This window comes from Methylosarcina fibrata AML-C10 (assembly GCF_000372865.1).
GTDB lineage: Bacteria > Pseudomonadota > Gammaproteobacteria > Methylococcales > Methylomonadaceae > Methylosarcina > Methylosarcina fibrata.
Map to the genome: position 1 here is coordinate 775357 of NZ_KB889965.1, position 19951 is coordinate 795307.

Annotated in this window: 17 protein-coding genes; 10 read left to right on the forward strand and 7 right to left on the reverse strand. The window is 54.9% G+C overall.

What is annotated here, in order from left to right; translation table 11 throughout:
* Nucleotides 1–2: 2 nt before the first annotated feature.
* The 7 genes from A3OW_RS0103975 to A3OW_RS0104005 all read right to left on the reverse strand — a co-directional run bounded on the left by A3OW_RS0103975 (nucleotide 3) and on the right by A3OW_RS0104005 (nucleotide 9554).
* Nucleotides 3–1403 (reverse strand): class II fumarate hydratase, encoded by a 1401-nt coding sequence (locus A3OW_RS0103975; RefSeq protein ID WP_020562130.1) that lies wholly within the window; start codon nucleotides 1401–1403, stop codon nucleotides 3–5.
* Between the two features lie 34 nt (nucleotides 1404–1437).
* The gene (locus A3OW_RS0103980) at nucleotides 1438–3393 is read right to left on the reverse strand and encodes an alpha-amylase family glycosyl hydrolase (RefSeq protein WP_020562131.1); all 1956 of its coding nucleotides are present in this window, start codon (nucleotides 3391–3393) and stop codon (nucleotides 1438–1440) included.
* 6 nt (nucleotides 3394–3399) lie between these two features.
* Complete coding sequence (locus A3OW_RS0103985; protein WP_020562132.1) at nucleotides 3400–4311, reverse strand: carbohydrate kinase family protein; 912 nt, start codon at nucleotides 4309–4311, stop codon at nucleotides 3400–3402.
* Nucleotides 4298–5152: an HAD-IIB family hydrolase gene (locus A3OW_RS0103990; protein ID WP_020562133.1), complete on the reverse strand. Its 855-nt coding sequence runs from the start codon at nucleotides 5150–5152 to the stop codon at nucleotides 4298–4300. Before A3OW_RS0103990 ends, A3OW_RS0103985 begins: the two co-directional genes overlap by 14 nt.
* Nucleotides 5153–5155: 3 nt before the next feature.
* Complete coding sequence (locus tag A3OW_RS0103995; RefSeq protein ID WP_026223313.1) at nucleotides 5156–7297, reverse strand: HAD-IIB family hydrolase; 2142 nt, start codon at nucleotides 7295–7297, stop codon at nucleotides 5156–5158.
* Nucleotides 7298–7477: 180 nt separating this feature from the next.
* Entirely contained in the window at nucleotides 7478–8179 is a 702-nt protein-coding gene (locus A3OW_RS0104000; protein ID WP_020562135.1) for a TPR end-of-group domain-containing protein, read from the reverse strand.
* Nucleotides 8180–8279: 100 nt separating this feature from the next.
* Nucleotides 8280–9554 carry a DEAD/DEAH box helicase gene (locus A3OW_RS0104005; protein ID WP_020562136.1) on the reverse strand — a complete coding sequence of 425 codons (1275 nt, stop codon included), beginning with the start codon at nucleotides 9552–9554 and terminating at the stop codon, nucleotides 8280–8282.
* A gap of 329 nt (nucleotides 9555–9883) precedes the next feature.
* Between A3OW_RS0104005 and cysQ the strand changes: the two genes are divergently transcribed.
* The 10 genes from cysQ (at nucleotide 9884) to A3OW_RS0104055 (ending at nucleotide 19866) form a co-directional block, all read left to right on the forward strand.
* Nucleotides 9884–10696 carry a 3'(2'),5'-bisphosphate nucleotidase CysQ gene (gene cysQ, locus A3OW_RS0104010; RefSeq protein ID WP_026223314.1) on the forward strand — a complete coding sequence of 271 codons (813 nt, stop codon included), beginning with the start codon at nucleotides 9884–9886 and terminating at the stop codon, nucleotides 10694–10696.
* Nucleotides 10693–11316, forward strand: a complete 624-nt coding sequence (cysC, locus tag A3OW_RS0104015; RefSeq protein ID WP_020562138.1) for an adenylyl-sulfate kinase — start codon at nucleotides 10693–10695, stop codon at nucleotides 11314–11316. The genes cysQ and cysC overlap by 4 nt, the downstream gene beginning before the upstream one ends.
* 256 nt (nucleotides 11317–11572) lie before the next feature.
* Entirely contained in the window at nucleotides 11573–13567 is a 1995-nt protein-coding gene (locus A3OW_RS0104020; protein ID WP_020562139.1) for an acyltransferase family protein, read from the forward strand.
* A complete protein-coding gene (locus A3OW_RS0104025) occupies nucleotides 13557–14726 on the forward strand; it encodes a DegT/DnrJ/EryC1/StrS family aminotransferase (protein WP_020562140.1) in 1170 nt (389 codons plus the stop codon). Before A3OW_RS0104020 ends, A3OW_RS0104025 begins: the two co-directional genes overlap by 11 nt.
* A gap of 3 nt (nucleotides 14727–14729) precedes the next feature.
* Nucleotides 14730–15677, forward strand: a complete 948-nt coding sequence (locus A3OW_RS0104030) for a DapH/DapD/GlmU-related protein (RefSeq protein ID WP_020562141.1) — start codon at nucleotides 14730–14732, stop codon at nucleotides 15675–15677.
* Between the two features lie 23 nt (nucleotides 15678–15700).
* Nucleotides 15701–16303 (forward strand): hypothetical protein, encoded by a 603-nt coding sequence (locus tag A3OW_RS0104035; RefSeq protein WP_020562142.1) that lies wholly within the window; start codon nucleotides 15701–15703, stop codon nucleotides 16301–16303.
* Nucleotides 16300–17238 (forward strand): ketoacyl-ACP synthase III, encoded by a 939-nt coding sequence (locus A3OW_RS0104040; RefSeq protein WP_020562143.1) that lies wholly within the window; start codon nucleotides 16300–16302, stop codon nucleotides 17236–17238. The genes A3OW_RS0104035 and A3OW_RS0104040 overlap by 4 nt, the downstream gene beginning before the upstream one ends.
* A 3-nt stretch (nucleotides 17239–17241) precedes the next feature.
* Entirely contained in the window at nucleotides 17242–17475 is a 234-nt protein-coding gene (locus A3OW_RS0104045; RefSeq protein ID WP_020562144.1) for an acyl carrier protein, read from the forward strand.
* 262 nt (nucleotides 17476–17737) lie between these two features.
* Nucleotides 17738–19207, forward strand: coding sequence for a lipopolysaccharide biosynthesis protein (locus A3OW_RS23995; protein WP_083918133.1), 1470 nt, complete (start codon nucleotides 17738–17740; stop codon nucleotides 19205–19207).
* Nucleotides 19204–19866 carry a sulfotransferase gene (locus A3OW_RS0104055; protein WP_020562147.1) on the forward strand — a complete coding sequence of 221 codons (663 nt, stop codon included), beginning with the start codon at nucleotides 19204–19206 and terminating at the stop codon, nucleotides 19864–19866. The genes A3OW_RS23995 and A3OW_RS0104055 overlap by 4 nt, the downstream gene beginning before the upstream one ends.
* Nucleotides 19867–19951: the final 85 nt, after the last annotated feature.

Here is a 19951-nt window from a genome sequence, read left to right on the forward strand (position 1 = left end):
TCTCAAGGCGGCGATTCGGTTTTAACCACGCCGCCTTGGGTTAAATGGATCGGATCCAGCAACTTCTCCAGTTCCTCCCGGGACAGATCGGTCATTTCGACCGCCACCTCGATAATCGGCCGGCCTTGGCGATAGGCGGCTTTCGCTATTTCCGCCGCCTTGGCGTAACCGATGACGGGATTCAACGCCGTGATCAGAATCGGATTTTTTGCCAGGGAGCGTCCGATCGTGTCCTGATTGACCCTGAAATCGGCAATGGCTTTGTCGGCCAGCAGCCGGCTCGCATTGCCCAGAATGTCCAGACTCTGCAGAAGATTGTAGGCGATGACCGGAAGCATGACGTTCAACTGGAAATTGCCCGACAGGCCCGCCACCGCAATCGTCGCATCGTTGCCGATCACCTGTGCAGCCACCATCGCCACGGCTTCCGGAATCACCGGGTTGACTTTGCCCGGCATGATGCTGCTTCCCGGCTGCAGCGCCGTCAGTTCGATTTCGCCGAGACCGGCCAAGGGGCCGCTGTTCATCCAGCGCAGATCGTTCGCGATTTTCATCAGGCTGACCGCGACGACTTTGAGCTGGCCCGACAATTCCACCGCCGTATCCTGGCAGCTCAGGCTTTCGCAAAAAGAATCGTTGGGCCGGAAGGGCAGGCCGGTTTCCTCGCTCAGCAGGGCGGCGAATTGCCCGGCAAAATCCGGATGAGCATTGATGCCGGTGCCGACCGCGGTGCCGCCCTGGGCCAGTTTGCAGAGCCGGGGCAGGGTGCTCTCGATCCGTTCCAGTCCCCGGCGGATCTGCAGCGCCCAGCCTGCCAGTTCCTGTCCGAACCGGATCGGCATCGCATCCATCAGATGCGTACGCCCCGTTTTGGTGATGTGGTCGAGCGATGCGGCTTTCGCTTCCAGGGTTTCGACAAGGTACGTCAGCGCCGGCAGCAGATGCCGCCGGCAGGCCAGAGCCGCACTGACGTGGATGGACGTGGGAATGACGTCGTTGCTGCTTTGTCCGCAATTGACGTGGTCGTTGGCGCCGACCGGCCGGCCGAGCTTCCGGGTGGCCAGGGCGGCCAGCACTTCGTTGACGTTCATGTGAGTGCTGGTGCCCGAGCCGGTCTGGAACACGTCCACCGGAAACTGCTCCCGGTGTTCGCCGTCGAGCAGGCTTTGCGCGGCTTCAGAGATGGCTTCAGCGACCTCGGCGTCGAGCATCCCCAAGGCTCGGTTGCAGCGCGCCGCCGTTTTCTTAATCAACGCGAGAGTTTTGATGAACGCAGGCGGCATCGCCAGCCCGCTGATCGGAAAATTGTCGATGGCCCGCTGGGTTTGCGCGCCGTACAAGGCGTCTTCAGGGATTTCCATCGGACCCAGGCTGTCGTGTGCCAATCGGTATTTCTTGTTCATCGGTGCCACCTCTTGTCTCGTGCCGGACTTCGTTTTATTTTTCGGTCAGCCAATAAAAATGATAGGGCGGCAAGACGATCCGGCGCTCGTATTGAGCGGGGCTCCGGCCGCTGTATAAATCGATGAATTGGCTGTACAGGTTGATGCCGCTGCCGCTGATCGCCTCCAGATCCAGATATTGCGGATGAGCATCGAAATTGGCGACCACCAGAATCCGTTCCGACGGCCGCTGATGATTGAATCGGATGAAGCACAGCAGATGATCGTTCCGGGCGTCCACCAGTTCGCGGTTGTTGAAATCGGCAAAGGCGGAAGTCTCCTTGCGGATGGCGATCAGCTTTTTGATTGCGTTGAAAATCGCGTATTCCACGGTGCCCTGCTTTTTCCGGTTTTCCGCGCGCTCCCAATTGATTTTGGGGCGATGAATCCAGCGGTTGTCGGTGTGCTTATGGGCGTCGTCGAGGTAACTGTAATCGTTCAGGACGCCGAACGCATCGCCGTTGTAGAGCAGCGGCATGCCGCCGAACGACAGAATGATGCTGTGCAGAAGGACGATCCGGTCGACGGCGGCCGAAACGAGCTCGGGATTGCCGTCTTCCAGCGCCGCCTCCAGCCCTGCGAGAGAGGCCAGGGAGCCGCTGATGCGGGCGTCGCCGGTGGCCTGATTGGGCATGAATACCAGGCCCCGGGCCGGCGAACCGGCGAACCGTCCGCTGAAATAGTCGACCAGAAATTTTCTGTGGGCGAACGGCTCGTAGCCCGCGGCAATGACGTCGTTGTCGTCGAAACCGAAACCGATGTCGTCGTGGCAGCGCACATAGTTGAGCCAGGTCGCGCGTTCCAGTTTGGAAGGAAAATGTTTGATGCCCTGATACAGCAGTCGGGCGTTTCTGGTGGCAATGCCGTCCCAGAGCAGGGCCATCAGCGTCGCGTTGTAGGCTATCTCGCATTCCTTGGCGATAATGGCGTCCTCGCCGAAATATTTGATGATTTCCACCGGCGCGACAATCGCCTCGGCGATGAACAGAACGCCGGGAGCGGTCACCTGACAACAGTCTTTCAGCAATTGCAGGATCAGATGGGCGTTGCGCTCGTTCTGGCAGGTCGTGCCGATTTTTTTCCAGAGAAAGGCGACCGCGTCAAGCCGCAGCACGTCGACGCCCCGGTTCGCCCAAAACAGGAGGATGTCGAGCATTTCGATGAACACCGCCGGATTGCTGTAATTCAAATCCCATTGATAATGGTGGAAAACGGTCATGACCCATTTTTGCATGGCCTCGTTCCAGGTAAAGTTGCCGGGATCGTTCTCCGGAAAAATTTCCGGCATCGTTTGCTCGAACATGTCGGGGATTTCGCGGTTATCGAACATGAAGTAATAATCCTGATACGAACGGTCGCCCATCGCCGCTTTTTTGGCCCATTCATGCTCGTCGGAAGTGTGGTTGACCACGATGTCCAGGACCAGCAGGATGTCGCGTTTCCTGAATTCTTCGGCGACCTTGAGAAAATCGTTCATGTCGCCGAGTCGGTCGTCGATTTGCCGGTAATCGCTGATGGCATAGCCGCCGTCGCTCTTGCCCGTAGGGCACATCAGGATCGGCATGACGTGCACCATGTTGATGCCGAGTTCCTGAAAATAGGGCGTTTTGTCGGCTAGGTCCGCCAGATTTTCCGCAAAGCCGTTGGTATAAAGTGCCATGCCCACCCATTTTTGCGACAAAAACCAGTTGTGGTCCTGTTCCCGCTGCATGTCGATCGCTTCCAGCTCGGCGGAACGGCGGATGTAGCCTTTGGCCATCGTTTCCACGAGACGCAGCATTTGCGGTTTAAAATCCGCCCGATGACCGTAAAGCGTATAAAAAAGCGAATAGATGGCGTAAAAATTGGCGCCGAGACGGGTATAAAAATGCCGCAAATCCTGCCGGCTGATTTCCGGTCTTAAATTGTCCAGAATGGCGTTCAATAAGGAATGGGAAACTTGTTCGTACATGGCGGCTCAATAGTCGGATACATTCTTCGATAGATTCCATTGCTCGATAAACGGGCGGTAAAAGGTAGGGTCTTCGACGGTCGCCCCGCGCCGGCCGACCAGGGCGCCGGCAAAGGCCTGCGCCCGTTCGAGAGCGGTCCGGAGCGGCCATTGTTCGACCAGGCCCAGCAGCAGCACCGCGGCGAAGGCATCGCCCGCGCCCACAGTATCGACTACCGTGATGCCGCCGGCAGGACGCACCGAAGTGAGACGATGCAGTCTGTCGCAAGCCACGGCGCCTTGTCCGCCCCGGGTGACAATCAGGATTTCCGGATCGAACCGTGCGAAAAAATCCCGCATCGCGGTTTCAAGATCCCGATGGCCGGGACAGAGCATGTCGAGTTCCGCTTCGTTCAGTTTGATCCAGTGGGCGCCGTTCAACAGCGTCAGCAAGAATTCCGGCTGCCACCAGGGCGGCCTTAAATTGACGTCGACAAAAATTTTGCCCCGGTGCGCGGCCTTGAGCCGGTTCAGCGTGGCCCTGGAAACGGGGTTTCTTGCCGCCAGCGAGCCGTGGTACAGGACGCCTTCGGTGGTAGGCAGCGCCAGAGGCTCCTGTCCGATAAAATCGTAGGCGCATTGGTCGACGACGTCGAAACGGGGCTCGCCGTGTTCGATCGTGATCCGGACGCTGCCGGTGGGATGCGCAGGATCGGTTTGCAGCGTCCTCCGGTTCATGCCCCAGGCCGTCATGAACCCCGAGATTTCATTGCCTTCCGGATCGCCGCCGATGCGACTGATGAAACAGGGCGCCTGACCCAGGGCTTGCAAATGCCAGGCGACGTTAAAGGGGGCGCCGCCCAACACGCGGCTGCCGTCGGGGAAATGGTCGAACAGCACTTCGCCGAAGATGTAAATCGGATGGTTATGAGTCGTCATCGGGTTGCATCCAAAGTCGCGTTTCAGGAAGAAAATGATGGAGGCCTTCGAGAATGCCCGCACTGTAGTTGCCGTTCATGCCCAGAAAATTTCCTTGCGCCCGGTACAGGAACGCGAGGGTTCCTTGCTTGCGGGCCAGGTCTTCGGCTTGCTCGGCGACTTCGCGGCTGGCGTTGGCCACCAGCACGGACGGAATGGCGCTGATCAACACCGGCAAATCGTTGCCGCTGTCTCCGGCGAAAACCGTGCCGGCCGGATCGAAGCCCTGATGCTGCATCAAAAACTCGAGAGCATGCAATTTCGTCGCTCGTTCGGGCAACACGTCCAGAAGGCCCACCGAGGCGTTTTCGTCGGTGCTGAAGATCAAATCGGCCGCCACGCCGAGAGCGCGCAGGCGGAGCGTCATTTCGGCTTGAAGAGTCCGGACGGGCATCGGCAGCGGGACATAGTAACTCAGTTTAAAACGGTTTTGTTTGCTTTCTTCCTGCAGGCGCAGATTCGGCAAATCGGTAAACAAAGAGCGCAGTTCCCGACTGGTCAGGCCGCGCCAGGCGGGAGCGATTGCCTCCTCCCACCGGGGCCATGGCCGCCAGCCTTCGGCATCGACCCGGTAAATCGTCGTGCCGACGTCGCCGACCACCCAGTCGGGCATCGGCAGGCCATATTCCAGGATCGCATCCTCCACCAGGGCGCGGCTTCTGCCGCTGACATAAGCCAGGGTGATCTCGGGGCGCGAAATCAGACGGTTAAAATAATTTCGAGCCTTCGGCGATTCCGGCTGGCTGCCGTTGGGCAGCAGCGTGCGGTCGAGGTCGGTGCAGATCAGAATGCGTTTCGTCATCGGCTAGAGATTGAAAAAATCGTAATGTTCGATGGCTTCCAGGAGGCCCCAGGCGTGCGGCCGCTCGGCAAAGTAGATGGAGTTTGACGACTCGTCCAGCATCGACAGTTCTTCCCGGTGGCGGTTGGCGACGACGACGCCTAGGGTATTGCCTCGAACCATGTCTTCATCGGCGCCGGAGCCCCCGGCGACCAGGATCCGTTCCAGCGGAATGTTCCGTTGCCGGGCGAAATAGCGCAAGGCCTGACCTTTGGAGGCTCTGGCCGGAACAACGTCGAAAAATTGCCCGAACGACAGGGTCGGATTGACCGACAACTCCTGCTGCCTGAGCAAGGTCAGAATTTCGGCCAGGGGCGGGGCGGCGGCGCCGTCATACAGATAAGACAGTTTAAAACGGCTCTGCTCGCTTTTATGTTGCAGCCTCAGACCGGGAAGATCGCCGATCAGGCGCCTTAGCACGCGCGGCGTCCACAAATGATCGATGTGGTAGGTCCAGGCGATGTCGGCCAGCAATTGGGGCGTATAATAAATTTCGGTGCCGAGGCTGGTAATCAGGATATCCGGCAGCGGAATGCGGTGTTTTTTCAGTACCGCCAGCGTCGAATCGAGCCGCCGGCCGGTGGCGATGCCGAAGATCAGGCGTTTGCGATTGCCCCGGATGGTGCGGACGAACTCTTCCAGGCCGGCTTCGTCCCCGAGCAGGGTATGGTCGATATCGGTGAACAGCGCATGGTTCCGGTAGCGGCCGGTTTTCGCGATGAGCGGTGTTTTTGGAAGGCGCACCGTATGCAGCGTCAGCGGCTGGACTTTGTCCAGATAGGCCTCTGCGTGCGCGTCCCAGGAATAATGGCGGGCGACGTTGCGCAGGCCGTTTTCGGAAAATTCGCGCCAAAGCTCCGGGTTGTCCAGGATCGTCAACAGCGCTTCGGCAATCGCCGTTTTGTCCAGAGGATCGACCAGCAAACCGTTTCGGCAGTTACCGATGATGTCCACCGGACCGCCGTTCTCGGTGGCCACCAAAGGCAATCCGCTGGCGGCCGCTTCCAGCAGCGTCAAACCGAACGGCTCGGTCAGGGCCGGATTGACGAAAACGCCGTGCGACGCCGCCGCCAGACGGTAAATATCGGCCACTTCTTCCGGAGCATGGCGCTTGGGCAGAGCGATCCGGCCGTAGAGATCGTGATAATCGGCGACCAGCAATAACTCGGTCAGCACCGACTGGGGGCCTTCGCCCATTTCCCGGATGTCCTCGCGGTTGCCGGCGACGATCACCAGATTGGCCAGTTGCCGCAGGCGCGGCGATTCTCCGTAAGCTTCCAGAAGCGTCACGATGTTTTTCCGTTCGTCGGGCCGGCAGAGAGCCAGTATCATCGGTTTTTCCGGCGCGATCAGGAATTTTTCGAGGGTTTGGGCGAAGGCGGCTTCATTGCCGTCCGAGCCCGGAGGATGAAATTTTTCCAGGTCGGTTCCGGGCGGCACGACCGCCATCCGGTCCGACGAATGGCAATCGTAAAGCTCGTACTGGTCTTCGATTTCGTTGCGGGTGCTGGTGATGACCAGATCGGCATTGGTCAGGGTTTCTTCTTCGGCATCGATGCGCCGGGACATGTGGTAGCGCTGCTCGATGTCCGCCATCGTCAAGCCCAGAGCGAGCAGCCTTCGGCATTTGTCCCGGCCCAGGGAATGGCCGGTGTGAACGAGCGGCAAGCCGGTCCAATGCGCAAGGCGGACTCCGACGTAGCCTGCGTCGGCGTAATGGCTGTGCAGAAGATCCGGCCAGCGCGGCTGCCGGTGCAGCCAGCTCAGCAGATTGTCGGCAAAATAATCCAGGTGGTCCCAGAGTTCTTCCTTGCGGATATAGGCTTCGGGGCCGGCGTCGATGCGGACGATTTGCGCGTTTTCCGCCAAAGGCTCGACCGGTTCCGCATAGGAAAAGTCCACGCTGCCGTCGACGATCCGTCTCGTCACCAGATCGACCCGCTCGACCAGAGGCTGTTTAGCCAGCGCTTTGGCCAGTTCGACTACGTATTTGGTCTGACCGCCGGTGTCCGCGTCGCGCCCCAATTCCAGATCGCGGCCGCGAATCAGGCCGTGAATGCTGATCAATACGATATACAGCGAAGCGGTCTTGGTATTTTCAAGCATGACAATCATTCTCTCAAATAAAGATCCTTCCGAAAATGATTAGACCGAGGTTGGCGCAGGAGGTTTACAAAAAGTCGGGAAAGAATGGGACGGGAATGAAGAAAAAAGACCTGCCGGGTTTTTGAAACCTGGCAGATCTGGGGATCCTTGATGACGGGTCAAAGAGTTTTTAGCAATCGGTTATTCCGAGGCTTCGGAAGCCGGGGCTTTCTCTTCCGCTTCCGCTTTCGTTTCTTCGACCGGCTGGTTTTCGGACGGCGGGGCGTCCGCTTGCTTGGGTTCGTTCAGAGTTTCCATGAATTGGAGAAACCAGTCCTGGTCCTTGACGGAAACCAGATCGGGATCGTTGAGAATGTCGGAGGCGTCCGGCAGGCTGCCCTTGTTTTTGGCGTTTTCCAAGGCCTTGAGACAGGCTTCGGAGTTGCCCTGAAGCGCAGCGATACAGGCCAGGTTGTAGGAGGCCGCCCCGGCCTGGATGGCATTGGCTTTTTCAAATTCCTTCCGGGCCAGACTGTAGAGCTCGTCGTCGTAAGCTACCCCCTGAAGGCGAGCCAGATCCATGTAAGCGACGCCGCCGTCGATCGCCGCGGCCAGATAATTGGGTTCGATGGTCATGCAGAAAGAAAATTTGGCGACGGCGTCCCGGTACAGCCTGGCCGCTTCGTCTCCCGCTTTGGTTTTGGCCTGGTGCAGGAGGGCATGTCCCCAGAAATACAGGGCTTCGGCCCGCAAAGGGTCGCCGCTGACGATGTCGGCATAGCCCTGGTAGACCGTTTTGAACAAATGCTCCGCCTTGGCGCCTTCGCTTTTTCTGGCTTGCGCGGTCTGCTTGATGTACGAATTCAATCTGGATTTCTTGGTCAACGAATCCAATAACGACATTTTGAGGATCTCCTTTATTAAAGGTTCATGGAAAAGCCATAGCATATCAGCTCGTATTTCTTGCTACACGAAAAAAATAAAGCTGTGGTAAATTAATCGCTTAGGTTTTTTTGCGGCGAGGACCGCCGGTGCTTTGCCTGTTGTTTCGTCGGGGCGCTTTTTTGGCGTGGCGATAGTCCTTTTTGCCGTTGGGATTAACCGGCGCATTTTTTTTGGGAGCATCCATCACTTTCAAGGAAACCGGTTCGTAGCCGGTATCGGCGACTCGCGGGATTTCTCTTTTCAGCAGTTTTTCGACGGCCTCGAGCAGATAAGCTTCTTCGGGACAAACCAGCGATATCGCCTCGCCCGACATGCCGGCGCGGCCGGTGCGGCCGATGCGGTGAATGTAATCCTCGGCCACCTGCGGCAAGTCGAAATTCACGACATGCGGCAGCTCTTCGATATCGAGGCCGCGCGCTGCGATGTCGGTCGCCACCAGCACCGCGACGTTTCCGTTTTTAAAGGCCTCCAGCGCCCGGCTGCGGGCGCCCTGCGATTTGTCGCCGTGCAGCGCGGCGGTGCGGATGCCGTCCTTGATCAATTGTTTTTCCAGCCGGTCGGCGCCATGCTTGGTGCGTACGAACACCAGCACCTGCTGCCAGCGGCCGTTGCCGATCAGATAGGACAACAGTTCGCGCTTGGCTTCTTTTTTTATTGCGTAAACCCGCTCGCTGATATTGGCCGCGGTCGCGTTTTGCCGCGCTACTTCGACTTCGGCCGGATTTTGCAGCAACTGATTTGCCAGGGCCTTGATTTCGCTCGGAAAAGTGGCTGAAAACAGCAGATTCTGGCGCTTTTTGGGCAGAAACGACAGGATTTTGCGAATGTCCGGCATGAAACCCATGTCCAGCATGCGGTCGGCCTCGTCCAGCACCAGAATGTTCAGCCGCGACAAATCGATGTTTTTTTGGTGCACATGGTCGATCAGCCGGCCCGGCGTGGCGACGATAATGTCGCAGCCCCGGCGGAGGCTGCGGATCTGGCCGTTGATGCCGACGCCGCCGTAAACGGCTTCGGCATGCAGCGGCAGGTGTTTGCCGTAAGTTTTGACGCTCTCAAAAACCTGGATCGCCAGCTCCCGGGTCGGAGTTAAAATGAGCGCCTTCACTTCGCGCGGTTTTTGACGTAAATCCGGATTTTCCATCAGCCGTTGCAGCAGCGGCAGGGTGAAGCTGGCCGTTTTGCCGGTGCCGGTTTGCGCTCCGGCGAGAACGTCCAGGCCTTCGAGAATCAACGGGATGGCCTGCTGCTGGATCGGCGTCGGTTTTTCGTAGCCTTGTTCGGCTACGGCTTTTAAAAGCGGCTCGGATAAACCGAGAGAGTCGAATGACATTAATAACCTCTAATGTGTTGATTTTTTGAGCGCCTACTATAAGGTGCAAACGAGGATTTTTCTATGGAAAATTGGAAAACGGCGCACGTTTTGCTTTAGCTTCGGAAATCGGCAAATTCCGTAGCCGGGACCGATTCCCTGGGCTACACTTATCCGGGGGTGGTTCGAGTTTCGCCTTTAGCGTAACAATACAAGCTAACCTTCTAATAAATAATTGAATTAAGAACTCGCCAAATGGCATCGTTTATGAAACAATGATTCGTTTGATAACCACGGTGTCAGGGCTCTGATCGATCAAGCCGGCTTGATCGGTCGTTGACGAAAGGATAATGGATTCTATGTTTGAACAACTGCTGTCCCAGGTGATGGCCATCGCAATCGATGCGGGCAGGGCCATTATGGAGATTTATGAACAGCCCGCAGGCAATGTCGTATTGAAACCGGACCAATCGCCTTTGACGGAAGCGGATCTGGCGTCTCATCGCATCATTACCGAAGGCTTGTCGAAACTGGAGCCGAAATGGCCAATTCTTTCCGAGGAATCGACTCAGATTCCCCCGGAACGGCGCCAGAGCTGGCCGAGATTCTGGCTGGTCGACCCGCTGGACGGAACCAAGGAGTTCCTGAAGCATAATGGTGAGTTCACGGTCAACATCGCTCTGATCGACAACGGTTCTCCCGTGCTGGGCATTGTTCATGCGCCGGCTCTGAACGTCTGTTATGCCGGAGCGAAAGGACTGGGCGCCTACGTGCAGCGCGGCGATGCCGAAAAGCAGCGTATCGAAGTCGTACCGCACCGGGAAAACGAGCCGCTTCGCATAGTCGCCAGCCGTTCGCACAGCGACCCCAGGACCGCAGCCCTTCTCGAACGACTGGGAGACCATGAATGCGTCGGCATGGGCAGCTCCCTCAAGCTGTGCCTGGTGGCCGAAGGCGTGGCGCATCTTTATCCGCGTTTGGGTCCGACCATGGAATGGGACACCGCCGCGGCGCATGCCGTGGTCAATGAAGCGGGCGGCATGGTTTGCGACATTTCGGGACGCGAGCTCGCATACAATAAGGCCGATTTACATAATCCCGAATTTTTCGTACTGGGAAAAACCGAACAGGCAATGCTGGCAACCCTCAGGCACTGGATATGAACGATACCAACACAAACTTCACCTCAACCAATGTTGTCTGGCATCATGCGACCGTCACCCGCGAGCGTCGGGAACAATTAAACGGCCACCGGGGCGCGATACTCTGGTTTACCGGTTTATCGGGCGCCGGCAAATCGACTCTGGCGCACGCGGTCGAAGAAAAGCTGCATCAAATGGGCTGCCGAACCTTCGTTCTGGATGGGGACAACGTCCGCCACGGCTTGTGCGGCGATCTGGGTTTTACCACCGAAGCGCGCATCGAAAACATCCGCCGGGTCGGCGAAGTCGCCAAACTGTTCATGGAAGCGGGCGTTATTGTCCTGACCGCTTTCATATCGCCTTATCGGGCCGACCGCGACCGCGTGCGCAGCATGGTGGTTCCCGGCGATTTTCTGGAAATTTATTGCAACAGCCCGATTGAAATTTGCGAGACCCGCGACGTCAAGGGCCTCTACAAAAAAGCGCGCGCCGGGCAAATACAGGAATTCACGGGAATTTCCTCTCCCTACGAAGTTCCGCTTCATCCCGATCTGACGGTCGATACCGGCTCCGTGGATCTGGATGCGTGCGTTCAGCAAACTCTGAAGTTTTTGGCGGGCAATCAGGTCATCAGGCTCTAACAACGGTTCAGACTCTTATCGAATTTGTATTTTCTTCGGTTTAAATGACCGTATCAAAAAAATCAGCGTTCCTCACAACTTCAAATTTATCGGGAAATATTCTTCGTTTGCACAGATCTTTCAACTCGGGCCCATTCCGGTCGCAGGGGAACCGGCTCCGAATATTGGGTGCGGGAAAATGACCGGCGCCTGGGTAAAACTCGAAATAATCGTTGGTCGTTAACCTTCAATTCCCTATTATTTCAGCACGACAGTTATGAAATCTCTTCACTATCGACCGGACATCGATGGCTTGCGAGCGGTTGCCATTGGTTCCGTGGTACTCTATCACCTGGATTTTTCAACATTCAGCGGCGGATATACCGGCGTCGATGTCTTTTTTGTGATATCGGGTTTTCTGATTACTTCCATCCTTTATCGGGAAATCGGCAATCGGAGTTTTTCCTTTATTTCCTTTTACGAGCGGCGAATACGGCGAATTTTCCCGGCTCTGTTCGCAGTATTTCTCGGCACTTCGGCTTGCGCTTATTTTTTGCTGCTGCCTAAAGATCTCGAGTCGTTTTTTCAAAGCATTACCGCAGCGACCTTATTTTCATCAAACATTTTATTCTGGAAGACGGCCGGTTATTTCGACTGGCCTGCCGAGATGAAGCCTTTGCTGCATACCTGGTCTTTATCGATCGAAGAGCAGTTTTATATCGTTTATCCTTTGTTGCTGCTATGGATGGCGCGTTTAGCGCCCGGAAGGACTCCGCTGTGTTTGGCGGGCATCGGATTGGTTTCACTCTTTTCAAGTGAGTTTTTTCTTCATGGCCAATCGCCCTCCGTCTTTTATTTGCTGCATTTTCGTGCCTGGGAACTGCTGTTGGGCGCTCTGCTGGCCCTTGATATTACGTCTTCTCCAGTGCCGCAGTCTGTACGCGAGGCTCTTTCTCTTATCGGCTTGATATTGATTGCCGTCGGTGTCTTTATTTTCGATGATCAGACTCTTTTCCCGGGCGTCAAGGCATTATTTCCGTGTTTGGGGGCGGCTATGATCATTTATGCCGGCAAACAGGGGCACACGGTAATCGGCAAGCTGCTCAGTTTAAAACCTTTGGTGTGGATCGGCCTGATATCGTATTCTTTGTACCTGTGGCATTGGCCATTGATCGTCTTCGCCAAATATTATGTCGTTCATCCGCTAGAGAATCATGAAAAAGCGATTTTGCTGATTTTTTCATTTTTTCTGGCCGCCGTGTCATGGCGTTTCGTCGAGCGGCCTTTCCGCGGCAAAAGCGGTGTTCTTTCGAGAAAAACTCTGATCGGCTCTGCCGTGTTAGGAATGAGCGGCTTTGTTGCAGTCGGTTTACTCGGCCACTTCGCTAAGGGATTTCCGGGCAGACTGCCTGACTCGGTCGTCGCTTTGGCCGATGCTTCGTTTAAAACCCGGCAGTTGGACGGCAACTGCATCGATATTTCTCGTTCGAGGATCGATAACGGGGAAGCCTGCCTGCTGGGAGATAACTCCGGTACTCCTGCCAGTTTTGTCGTCTGGGGCGATTCCCATGCACTTGCGATGGGGGAAGCCATTCATCTTGCGGCGGATAAAATCGGAGTAACCGGATTGTTGTTTGCCCATTCGAGTTGCCCCCCTCTACTGGAAGTGGAGCGTTTCGATGCTTTTGAACGGGGATGCCGTGAATTCAACCAGGCCACCCGGTTGTGGCTGGAAAAAAACAAAAATATCCGAACCGTGTTTCTGGTGGCGCGTTGGGCCATATCCGCCGAAGGCACGCGCTACGGCAGTGAACCGGGGCGCCCCGTGGTGATTTCGTCCGAGGGAATCAAAGGCAATCCTCAGGCTTTAAAAGCCGGCCTGCAACGCACTCTGCATTTTCTGAACGAACGCGGCATCCGGGTGGTTCTGGTGGCTCAAATGCCGGAAATCGGCTGGAACGTGCCGTCGACACTGGCAAGAGCGCAATTATTCGGTCACCATGTTTCCATGGTCATGCCTACTTACGAGGCTTATCGGGAGCGGCAACACACTATGAGCCGAATAATCGACGAACTTTCGGCGCAGTATCCGTTCAAGGTTTTTGAGGTCGCCCGTGTTATGTGCCCGTCGGATGCTTGCCTCATCGAGAAGGGCGGGCGTTCCTTCTATAAAGACGATGATCATATCAGCATCTATGGCGCCGAGTTGCTGGCCGAACCCTTAACAGACATGTTTCAAACCCATCTAGCGGACTACCGGCATGAGAGATAATTCGGCATCAAGGCCTCTAGCGATTCATGGAGCCGCGCCTGCCTTCAAAGAACCGCTGCATGTGGGCCGGCCCAATATAGGCGATCGCGAAGAGTTTCTGAAATATGCCGAAGAAATATTCGACCGACGCTGGCTCAGCAATAACGGCCCGATGGTGCAGGAGCTCGAGCGGCAAATTGCCCGGTATCTCGATGTGAAGCATTGTGTCGCCATGTGTAACGGCACGGTGGCCCTGGAAATTGCGATCCGCGCGTTGGCGCTTGAAGGGGAAGTCATCATTCCTTCCTACACTTTTATTGCGACCGCTCATGCATTGCATTGGCAGGCCATTACGCCGGTATTCGCCGATATCGATCCGGCTACTCATACCCTCGATGCCGAAGCGGTCCGCCGTATGATAACGCCTCGTACGACCGGCATCATCGGTGTTCATCTCTGGGGGCGGGGTGCTGCAGTCGAAGAGCTGCAGTCGATTGCGGACGAGCACGGGCTCCGGTTGATGTTTGATGCGGCGCATGCTTTTGCTTGCTCTCATAAAGGCCGAATGATCGGCAATTTCGGCGCCTGCGAAGTGCTCAGCTTTCATGCGACCAAGTTTTTCAATACTTTCGAAGGCGGCGCCGTAGTCACCAATAATGATCAATTGGCCGAGACCATGCGGCTGATGCGCAACTTCGGCTTTGCCGGGCTGGATAATGTAATCTATCCCGGCACCAACGGCAAAATGATCGAAATCGCGGCCGCCATGGGATTGGTCAATCTGCATGCTCTTGACCGGGTCATCGACGCCAATCTCAGAAACTATCGGATTTATCAGAGGGACCTGGCGGACCTGCCGGGCATTACCCTGCTTTCGTTCGACGAGAGCGAACGCAACAACTATCAGTATGTGGTGATGGAAGTGGGAGCAGAGTGTCCGGTCAGTCGTGACCAAATTATTCAGGCTTTGCATGCGGAAAACATACTGGCCCGGAAATATTTTTGGCCGGGTTGCCATAAAATGCAGCCTTATCGCGAACTGTATCCGCATGCCGGGCTGTTATTGCCGAATACGGAGCAGGTGGCGGACAGGGTGGTGGTGCTGCCGACGGGGACCACAGTCAGCGAGGCCGACGCAGCGACAATTTGCGGCATTCTGCGTTCATTTATAAAAGGTTAGAGGATGGAATATATTAAATTTAATTCCGCTTTGTCATTTGATGAACTCGTCCATCTGTCCGGAATGATCCTGGGACCGAACCGGACTCCGGAAAAAAAAGTTGTCAGGGAGCCCTTGCCGCCGGTTATTGGGGTCTCCAACGGCCGAAATGCCGTTCCCGGCACGGTGTGCTTCATCGACAGGATGCCCGATCCGGACGCGCTGGCGCAGTTGAAAGACGCTTACATAATCACCGATCGGGAAATTGCAGCGCTGCTGGCCGACTGTGCTTTGATCGTGGTCGACGATCCGAGAGCCTTGTTCATCGATTTCATCAATCATATGCTTGCCCGTCGGGATTTTGCCGTGTTCACGTCGTTGATCGCGAGGCCTCCCGCCGTTCATCCGGATACGGATATCCACCCGCGCTCGGTTGTCGAGGAGGGCGTATCGATCGGTCAAGGGTGCCGGATAGCGGCCGGCTGCGTCATCAAGCAGGGCACCTGCATTGGCAATCATGTCATCGTTCGTGAAAATACGGTCATCGGCTCAGACGGCATCGCTTTGTATAAGGCAAAAGACGGGCGAGTGCTCCGTTTTCCCCATCTGGCGGGCGTTCTTATTGAGGACAACGTGGAAATCGGCGTATCCTGCGTCGTGTCGCGGGGGGTCATGAATTCGACCCGGATCGGCAGGGATACGGTCCTCGGCAATCTGTCCAATGTGGGTCACGGCAGCCAAATCGGGGCCAAGGTCTGGATGTCGGTGGGGTGCCTGATCGGCGGGAACTCAACGATCGGTGACAACAGCACCCTGGGTTTGGGGGTCAGTTTCCGCGACAATTTTCATATCGGCAAAAATTGCTCGATCGGAATGGGATCGGTCGTGGTGAACAATTTGCCGGATAACAGCTCGGTCTTCGGCAACCCGGCCAAACGATTGCCCAATGTCAACGCCGGGCCGGAGCGTTAAATTAGGAGTCGGAGGAATCATCGATGAAAGTCAGACAGGTCCGGTTTCAATTCAAGGGGGCTCGGCAGTATATCCAGGGCCCGGATCTTTTCAACAAAATGATCGATGTCGGCTATCCGATCGAGCGTTTGAGCAATATTCGTTTCCATGCACATCATTTTGTTTGTTCTCCTTTAGCACAGATGTATCTGACCTCTAACCGGGAAGATCTGAATGGGCTGGAGGATATCAGTGCGCGCTGCCAGTTTGATGTCGACCGCACTACCTGCTGGGTGGCGCTGAAACAGCTGGCCGCCGACGAGGCCGGAGAACGGTGCGATTTCGACGAGGATCGGATCATTTCCTTATGCCGGCTGCGGGGAGAGACGATTACGCTGACCGAACCGAGTCCTTTCTCTTTTATTGAAACCATCGTATCGATGAACAAGCATTTGCATCAGAATCTGTTTCCCGAGGCCGGCGGTAAATGGATTTTCACCCGGGTGGATCTGGACGCAGGCTGCGAGAAAAGGGAAAAGCTGGAACTGCACTTCAAGCATAATATGCAGTATCGCTTGACTAAGAGCGACATATGGGTGGAAGGTCAAAAAATTGGGGATCTCTTTTTTTCATTGGTAAAATCATGATTGGCATACAGTCGATAGGAACTTATATTCCCGAAGACCGGATCGATAACCGGCAAAGAACCGAGCAATTCGAAGTCGATGAGACTTTTTTATCGGAAAAAACCGGAGCGCTTCGCCTAGCCGTTAAAGCGGACGATGAGGAGACCTCCGATCTGTGCTGCAAAGCTTTTTACAACTTGCAAAGCAAGACCGGACTGCGGGCCGAGGAGGTCGAATGCGCGGTGGTATGCACCCAAAATCCCGACCATCATGGTTTGCCTCATACCTCCGCCATTGTTCATGCCAAGCTGGGGCTGCCCGAGAGTTGTCCTGTTTTCGATATTTCTCTCGGCTGCTCAGGCTTTGTGTACGGGCTGTCGATCATTCAGGGATTCATGCAAGCCAATGGATTCCGCAAGGGCGTATTATTTACTGCCGATCCTTATTCCAAAATAATCGATGAACAAGACAAAAATACCAGCCTGTTGTTCGGAGACGGGGCAACCGCAACGCTCATCGGCGATACGCCGGTATGGAGAAGCGGAAAATTTCTGTTTGGTTCTCAGGGCAAGGAAAGTTCCTCCATCCGGGTGGGAAAAGACAGCGGAAAACTGTCGATGAACGGCCGGGCCGTTTTTTCGTTTTCAGCCACTGTGGTGCCGAAAAACATTACCGCCATGTTGGCCGCCAATCAATTAACCGTGCAGGATGTCGATCTTTTTGCCCTGCATCAGGGCAGCCGGTATATTATCGATACTCTTAGGAAAAAACTGGATATCGAAGAACGGAAGGCGCCTTTTGTCGCATTCGATTACGGCAATACCGTTTCTTCTTCGATTCCGCTGATTTTAAGCGACCTCGACCCCGACGCCCGCAAAGTGATTGTCATCGCCGGGTTTGGCGTCGGCCTGTCCTGGGCAAGCACCGTATTATTTAAAGTTGATCAAGGAAAATAAAAGATGAAAGCGACTCTAGAAGATATTCTTTCAATCATGGAAAATGCGGGTGTTTCGGCCGACATTTCCGCATTAAAAGGGGATACCAAACTGGATAAGACTGCCGGCATCGATTCTCTGGAAATGATGAGCGTATTTCTGGGAATTGAAGAAAAATTCGGAATCCATATTCCCGATGATGATCTCGACAGTCTCGATACCATCGATGCGATCGTCGGTTATCTGCAGCGTTTGTGATGGATGGTTTTAAGCTTGTGCAGGACCCTCTGAATCTGTATTTACGGCATCATTTCCCTGCCTCATCCGCTGCCGTCCGGGACGGCAGGCCATGGATTTGTCCTATTTTGATCGTCGCAACCGAAGCGCCCGGATTATCCAAAGACATTCCTGACCTTCATGGGTTAGATCATGGATGCTTTTAAAGCAGCTTGACGAATCCGATTATTTTGATGGAACTCATTTGTCTTAAGCCTTCTTTCGCATTTGCCTTAAATTCGAGATGACCTCGTTTCAAAACAAAATAGTAAACAGCGTCATCTGGAGCGCCGTCGATGTCGTTTTGCGTCAAGGCATGCAATTTCTCATTCTGATCGTTTTGGCCAGGATTTTAGCGCCTGAAGATTTCGGGGTCATTGCCTTGCTGGCATTGTTTGTGGGAATAGCCGGCATTTTTGTCGACGGCGGATTCAGTTCGGCGCTCATCCAGAGGCAGAATGTTACCCGCATCGACGAGTCGACGGTCTTTTATTTTAATTTGGCGATGGGCGTCGCGGCTTCTTTGACGCTGTGTTTTGCGGCACCCTCTATTGCCGGTTTGTTCGAAAAGCCGGTAATTGAGCCTCTGATTTACGCGATGGCCCTCAATGTATTCATCAACGCTTTCGGCTCCATCCATACGACGCTTCTGACCAAGGAAATGAATTTCAAATTGATCGCCAAAGTCAGCGGAGCGGCTTCCTTTCTGTCCGGAATGCTGGCGATCGTGTTGGCGGTCAAGGGCTTTGGAGTATGGAGCCTGGCGCTGCAGACACTGGCGGCAAGCCTCGTATCGACGGTTTTGTTATGGAGTTGGCACGCGTGGCGGCCCGTTCTGTCTTTCAGTTGCCATTCGTTGCGGTCTTTTTTTCGGTTCGGCGGCTATTTGATGATCGTAGGAATCATCGACACGCTCCATACCAATCTGTATTCGGTTCTTATCGGCAAGTTCTACCCCATTCAGGAAGTCGGCTACTATGACCGTGCGCAAAAAACGCAGCTACTGCCGGTCAATCTGATTATGCTGGTAATCAACCGGGTGGCTTTTTCCGCTTTCTCTTCGGTCGCGGAAGAGCGGGAAAGATTGGCCCAGGCGTTTCGTAAAGCGCAGCGGCTGGTCATGTTTGTGAACATCCCCCTTTCGGTGATTATCATCGTGCTTGCGGAACCCGTTATTCTGACCTTATTTGGGGAAAAATGGCTGGCTAGCGTCCCCATCCTGCAAGTCCTGGGGATTGTGGGACTGATGTGGCCCATGCATATTCTTAATATCAACGTGCTCAAGGCTCAGGGACGCTCTGATTTGTTTTTCAATATCATGCTGATAAAGAAAATCGTGGCAATCGGTTTGACCGTGGCCGGCAGTTTTTACGGAATCATGGCGATTGCCTGGGCACAGGTGATCGCTTCGATTTTTTCAATCGGGGTGAATGCCTATTACAGCAAGGTTTTTTTAAATTACGGAGCAGCCCGGCAATTGATGGATCTGCTTCCCAGCCTGTTTATCGCGACTCTTATGGGAGCATTGATGTGGCTGGCGGCGTATGGCTGGGATTTCTCCTATTATGTCGAGCTGGCGCTGGCCTCATCGGCAGGGGGAGCATACTACCTAATGATGGCTTATTTATTGCGGATCAAGGCGCTTCCGGAAATTGGCCGATTATTGTTGAGCAGAAACAAACCCGTTTTGGCAAAGGATCAGATAGCGAGATGACCGGCTTTTTATACAGGCAGTTAAACAAACTATTTTTTTTTAAAAGACCCAAGATATTTTGTATCGGCGCCAACAAGACAGGCACCACCTCGGTGGAACTGGTGTTTCGTTCTCTCGGGCTGAAGGTCGGCAATCAGGCCAGGGCTGAGCGGTTGTTACACGACTGGGCGCGGCGGGATTTCCGGAAAATAATCGGTTACTGCCGCCGGGCCGAAGCTTTTCAGGATATTCCCTTTAGTTATCCCGATACCTTTCGTTACATGGATGAAGCCTTTCCCGGTTCCAAATTCATTTTGACGGTGCGCAATAACTCCGATGAATGGTTTGACTCGCTCGTGCGGTTCCATACCAAACTGGTGGGTAAAAACCGGATACCCACCGCCGAGGATTTGCGCCGGTTTCATTATCTTTATTCCGGGTTTCTCTGGGACACTCAGCGGTTTCGTTACGGCGCCGATGAGTCCACTTTGTATGACCGTCAGTTATACACTCGCTGCTATGAAGAGCATAATCGGGCGGTGCTGTCCTATTTCAAGAACAGGCCGGATGACCTGCTGGTTTTAAACGTCGCCGAGCCCGAGGCAATGAAGAAGCTGTTAACCTTTTTGGGTTATGCCTATTCCGGTCAAAAAATGCCGCATGTGAATGCATCCAAATGAAATCTGTAAGCCCTCCCGATCCGTTTTTAATCGAGAAGGCGTTTTCATTCTTCATTGCCTGCCGGAAAAATGAGAAAATGAACGA

What these genes read in the sequence shown, in the direction of transcription:
- A3OW_RS0103975 (WP_020562130.1), bottom strand. Translation starts at nt 1,403, where the DNA reads ATGAACAAGAAATACCGATTGGCACACGACAGCCTGGGTCCGATGGAA.
- A3OW_RS0103980 (WP_020562131.1), bottom strand. Translation starts at nt 3,393, where the DNA reads ATGTACGAACAAGTTTCCCATTCCTTATTGAACGCCATTCTGGACAAT.
- A3OW_RS0103985 (WP_020562132.1), bottom strand. Translation starts at nt 4,311, where the DNA reads ATGACGACTCATAACCATCCGATTTACATCTTCGGCGAAGTGCTGTTC.
- A3OW_RS0103990 (WP_020562133.1), bottom strand. Translation starts at nt 5,152, where the DNA reads ATGACGAAACGCATTCTGATCTGCACCGACCTCGACCGCACGCTGCTG.
- A3OW_RS0103995 (WP_026223313.1), bottom strand. Translation starts at nt 7,297, where the DNA reads ATGCTTGAAAATACCAAGACCGCTTCGCTGTATATCGTATTGATCAGC.
- A3OW_RS0104000 (WP_020562135.1), bottom strand. Translation starts at nt 8,179, where the DNA reads ATGTCGTTATTGGATTCGTTGACCAAGAAATCCAGATTGAATTCGTAC.
- A3OW_RS0104005 (WP_020562136.1), bottom strand. Translation starts at nt 9,554, where the DNA reads ATGTCATTCGACTCTCTCGGTTTATCCGAGCCGCTTTTAAAAGCCGTA.
- cysQ (WP_026223314.1), top strand. Translation starts at nt 9,884, where the DNA reads ATGGATTCTATGTTTGAACAACTGCTGTCCCAGGTGATGGCCATCGCA.
- cysC (WP_020562138.1), top strand. Translation starts at nt 10,693, where the DNA reads ATGAACGATACCAACACAAACTTCACCTCAACCAATGTTGTCTGGCAT.
- A3OW_RS0104020 (WP_020562139.1), top strand. Translation starts at nt 11,573, where the DNA reads ATGAAATCTCTTCACTATCGACCGGACATCGATGGCTTGCGAGCGGTT.
- A3OW_RS0104025 (WP_020562140.1), top strand. Translation starts at nt 13,557, where the DNA reads ATGAGAGATAATTCGGCATCAAGGCCTCTAGCGATTCATGGAGCCGCG.
- A3OW_RS0104030 (WP_020562141.1), top strand. Translation starts at nt 14,730, where the DNA reads ATGGAATATATTAAATTTAATTCCGCTTTGTCATTTGATGAACTCGTC.
- A3OW_RS0104035 (WP_020562142.1), top strand. Translation starts at nt 15,701, where the DNA reads ATGAAAGTCAGACAGGTCCGGTTTCAATTCAAGGGGGCTCGGCAGTAT.
- A3OW_RS0104040 (WP_020562143.1), top strand. Translation starts at nt 16,300, where the DNA reads ATGATTGGCATACAGTCGATAGGAACTTATATTCCCGAAGACCGGATC.
- A3OW_RS0104045 (WP_020562144.1), top strand. Translation starts at nt 17,242, where the DNA reads ATGAAAGCGACTCTAGAAGATATTCTTTCAATCATGGAAAATGCGGGT.
- A3OW_RS23995 (WP_083918133.1), top strand. Translation starts at nt 17,738, where the DNA reads ATGACCTCGTTTCAAAACAAAATAGTAAACAGCGTCATCTGGAGCGCC.
- A3OW_RS0104055 (WP_020562147.1), top strand. Translation starts at nt 19,204, where the DNA reads ATGACCGGCTTTTTATACAGGCAGTTAAACAAACTATTTTTTTTTAAA.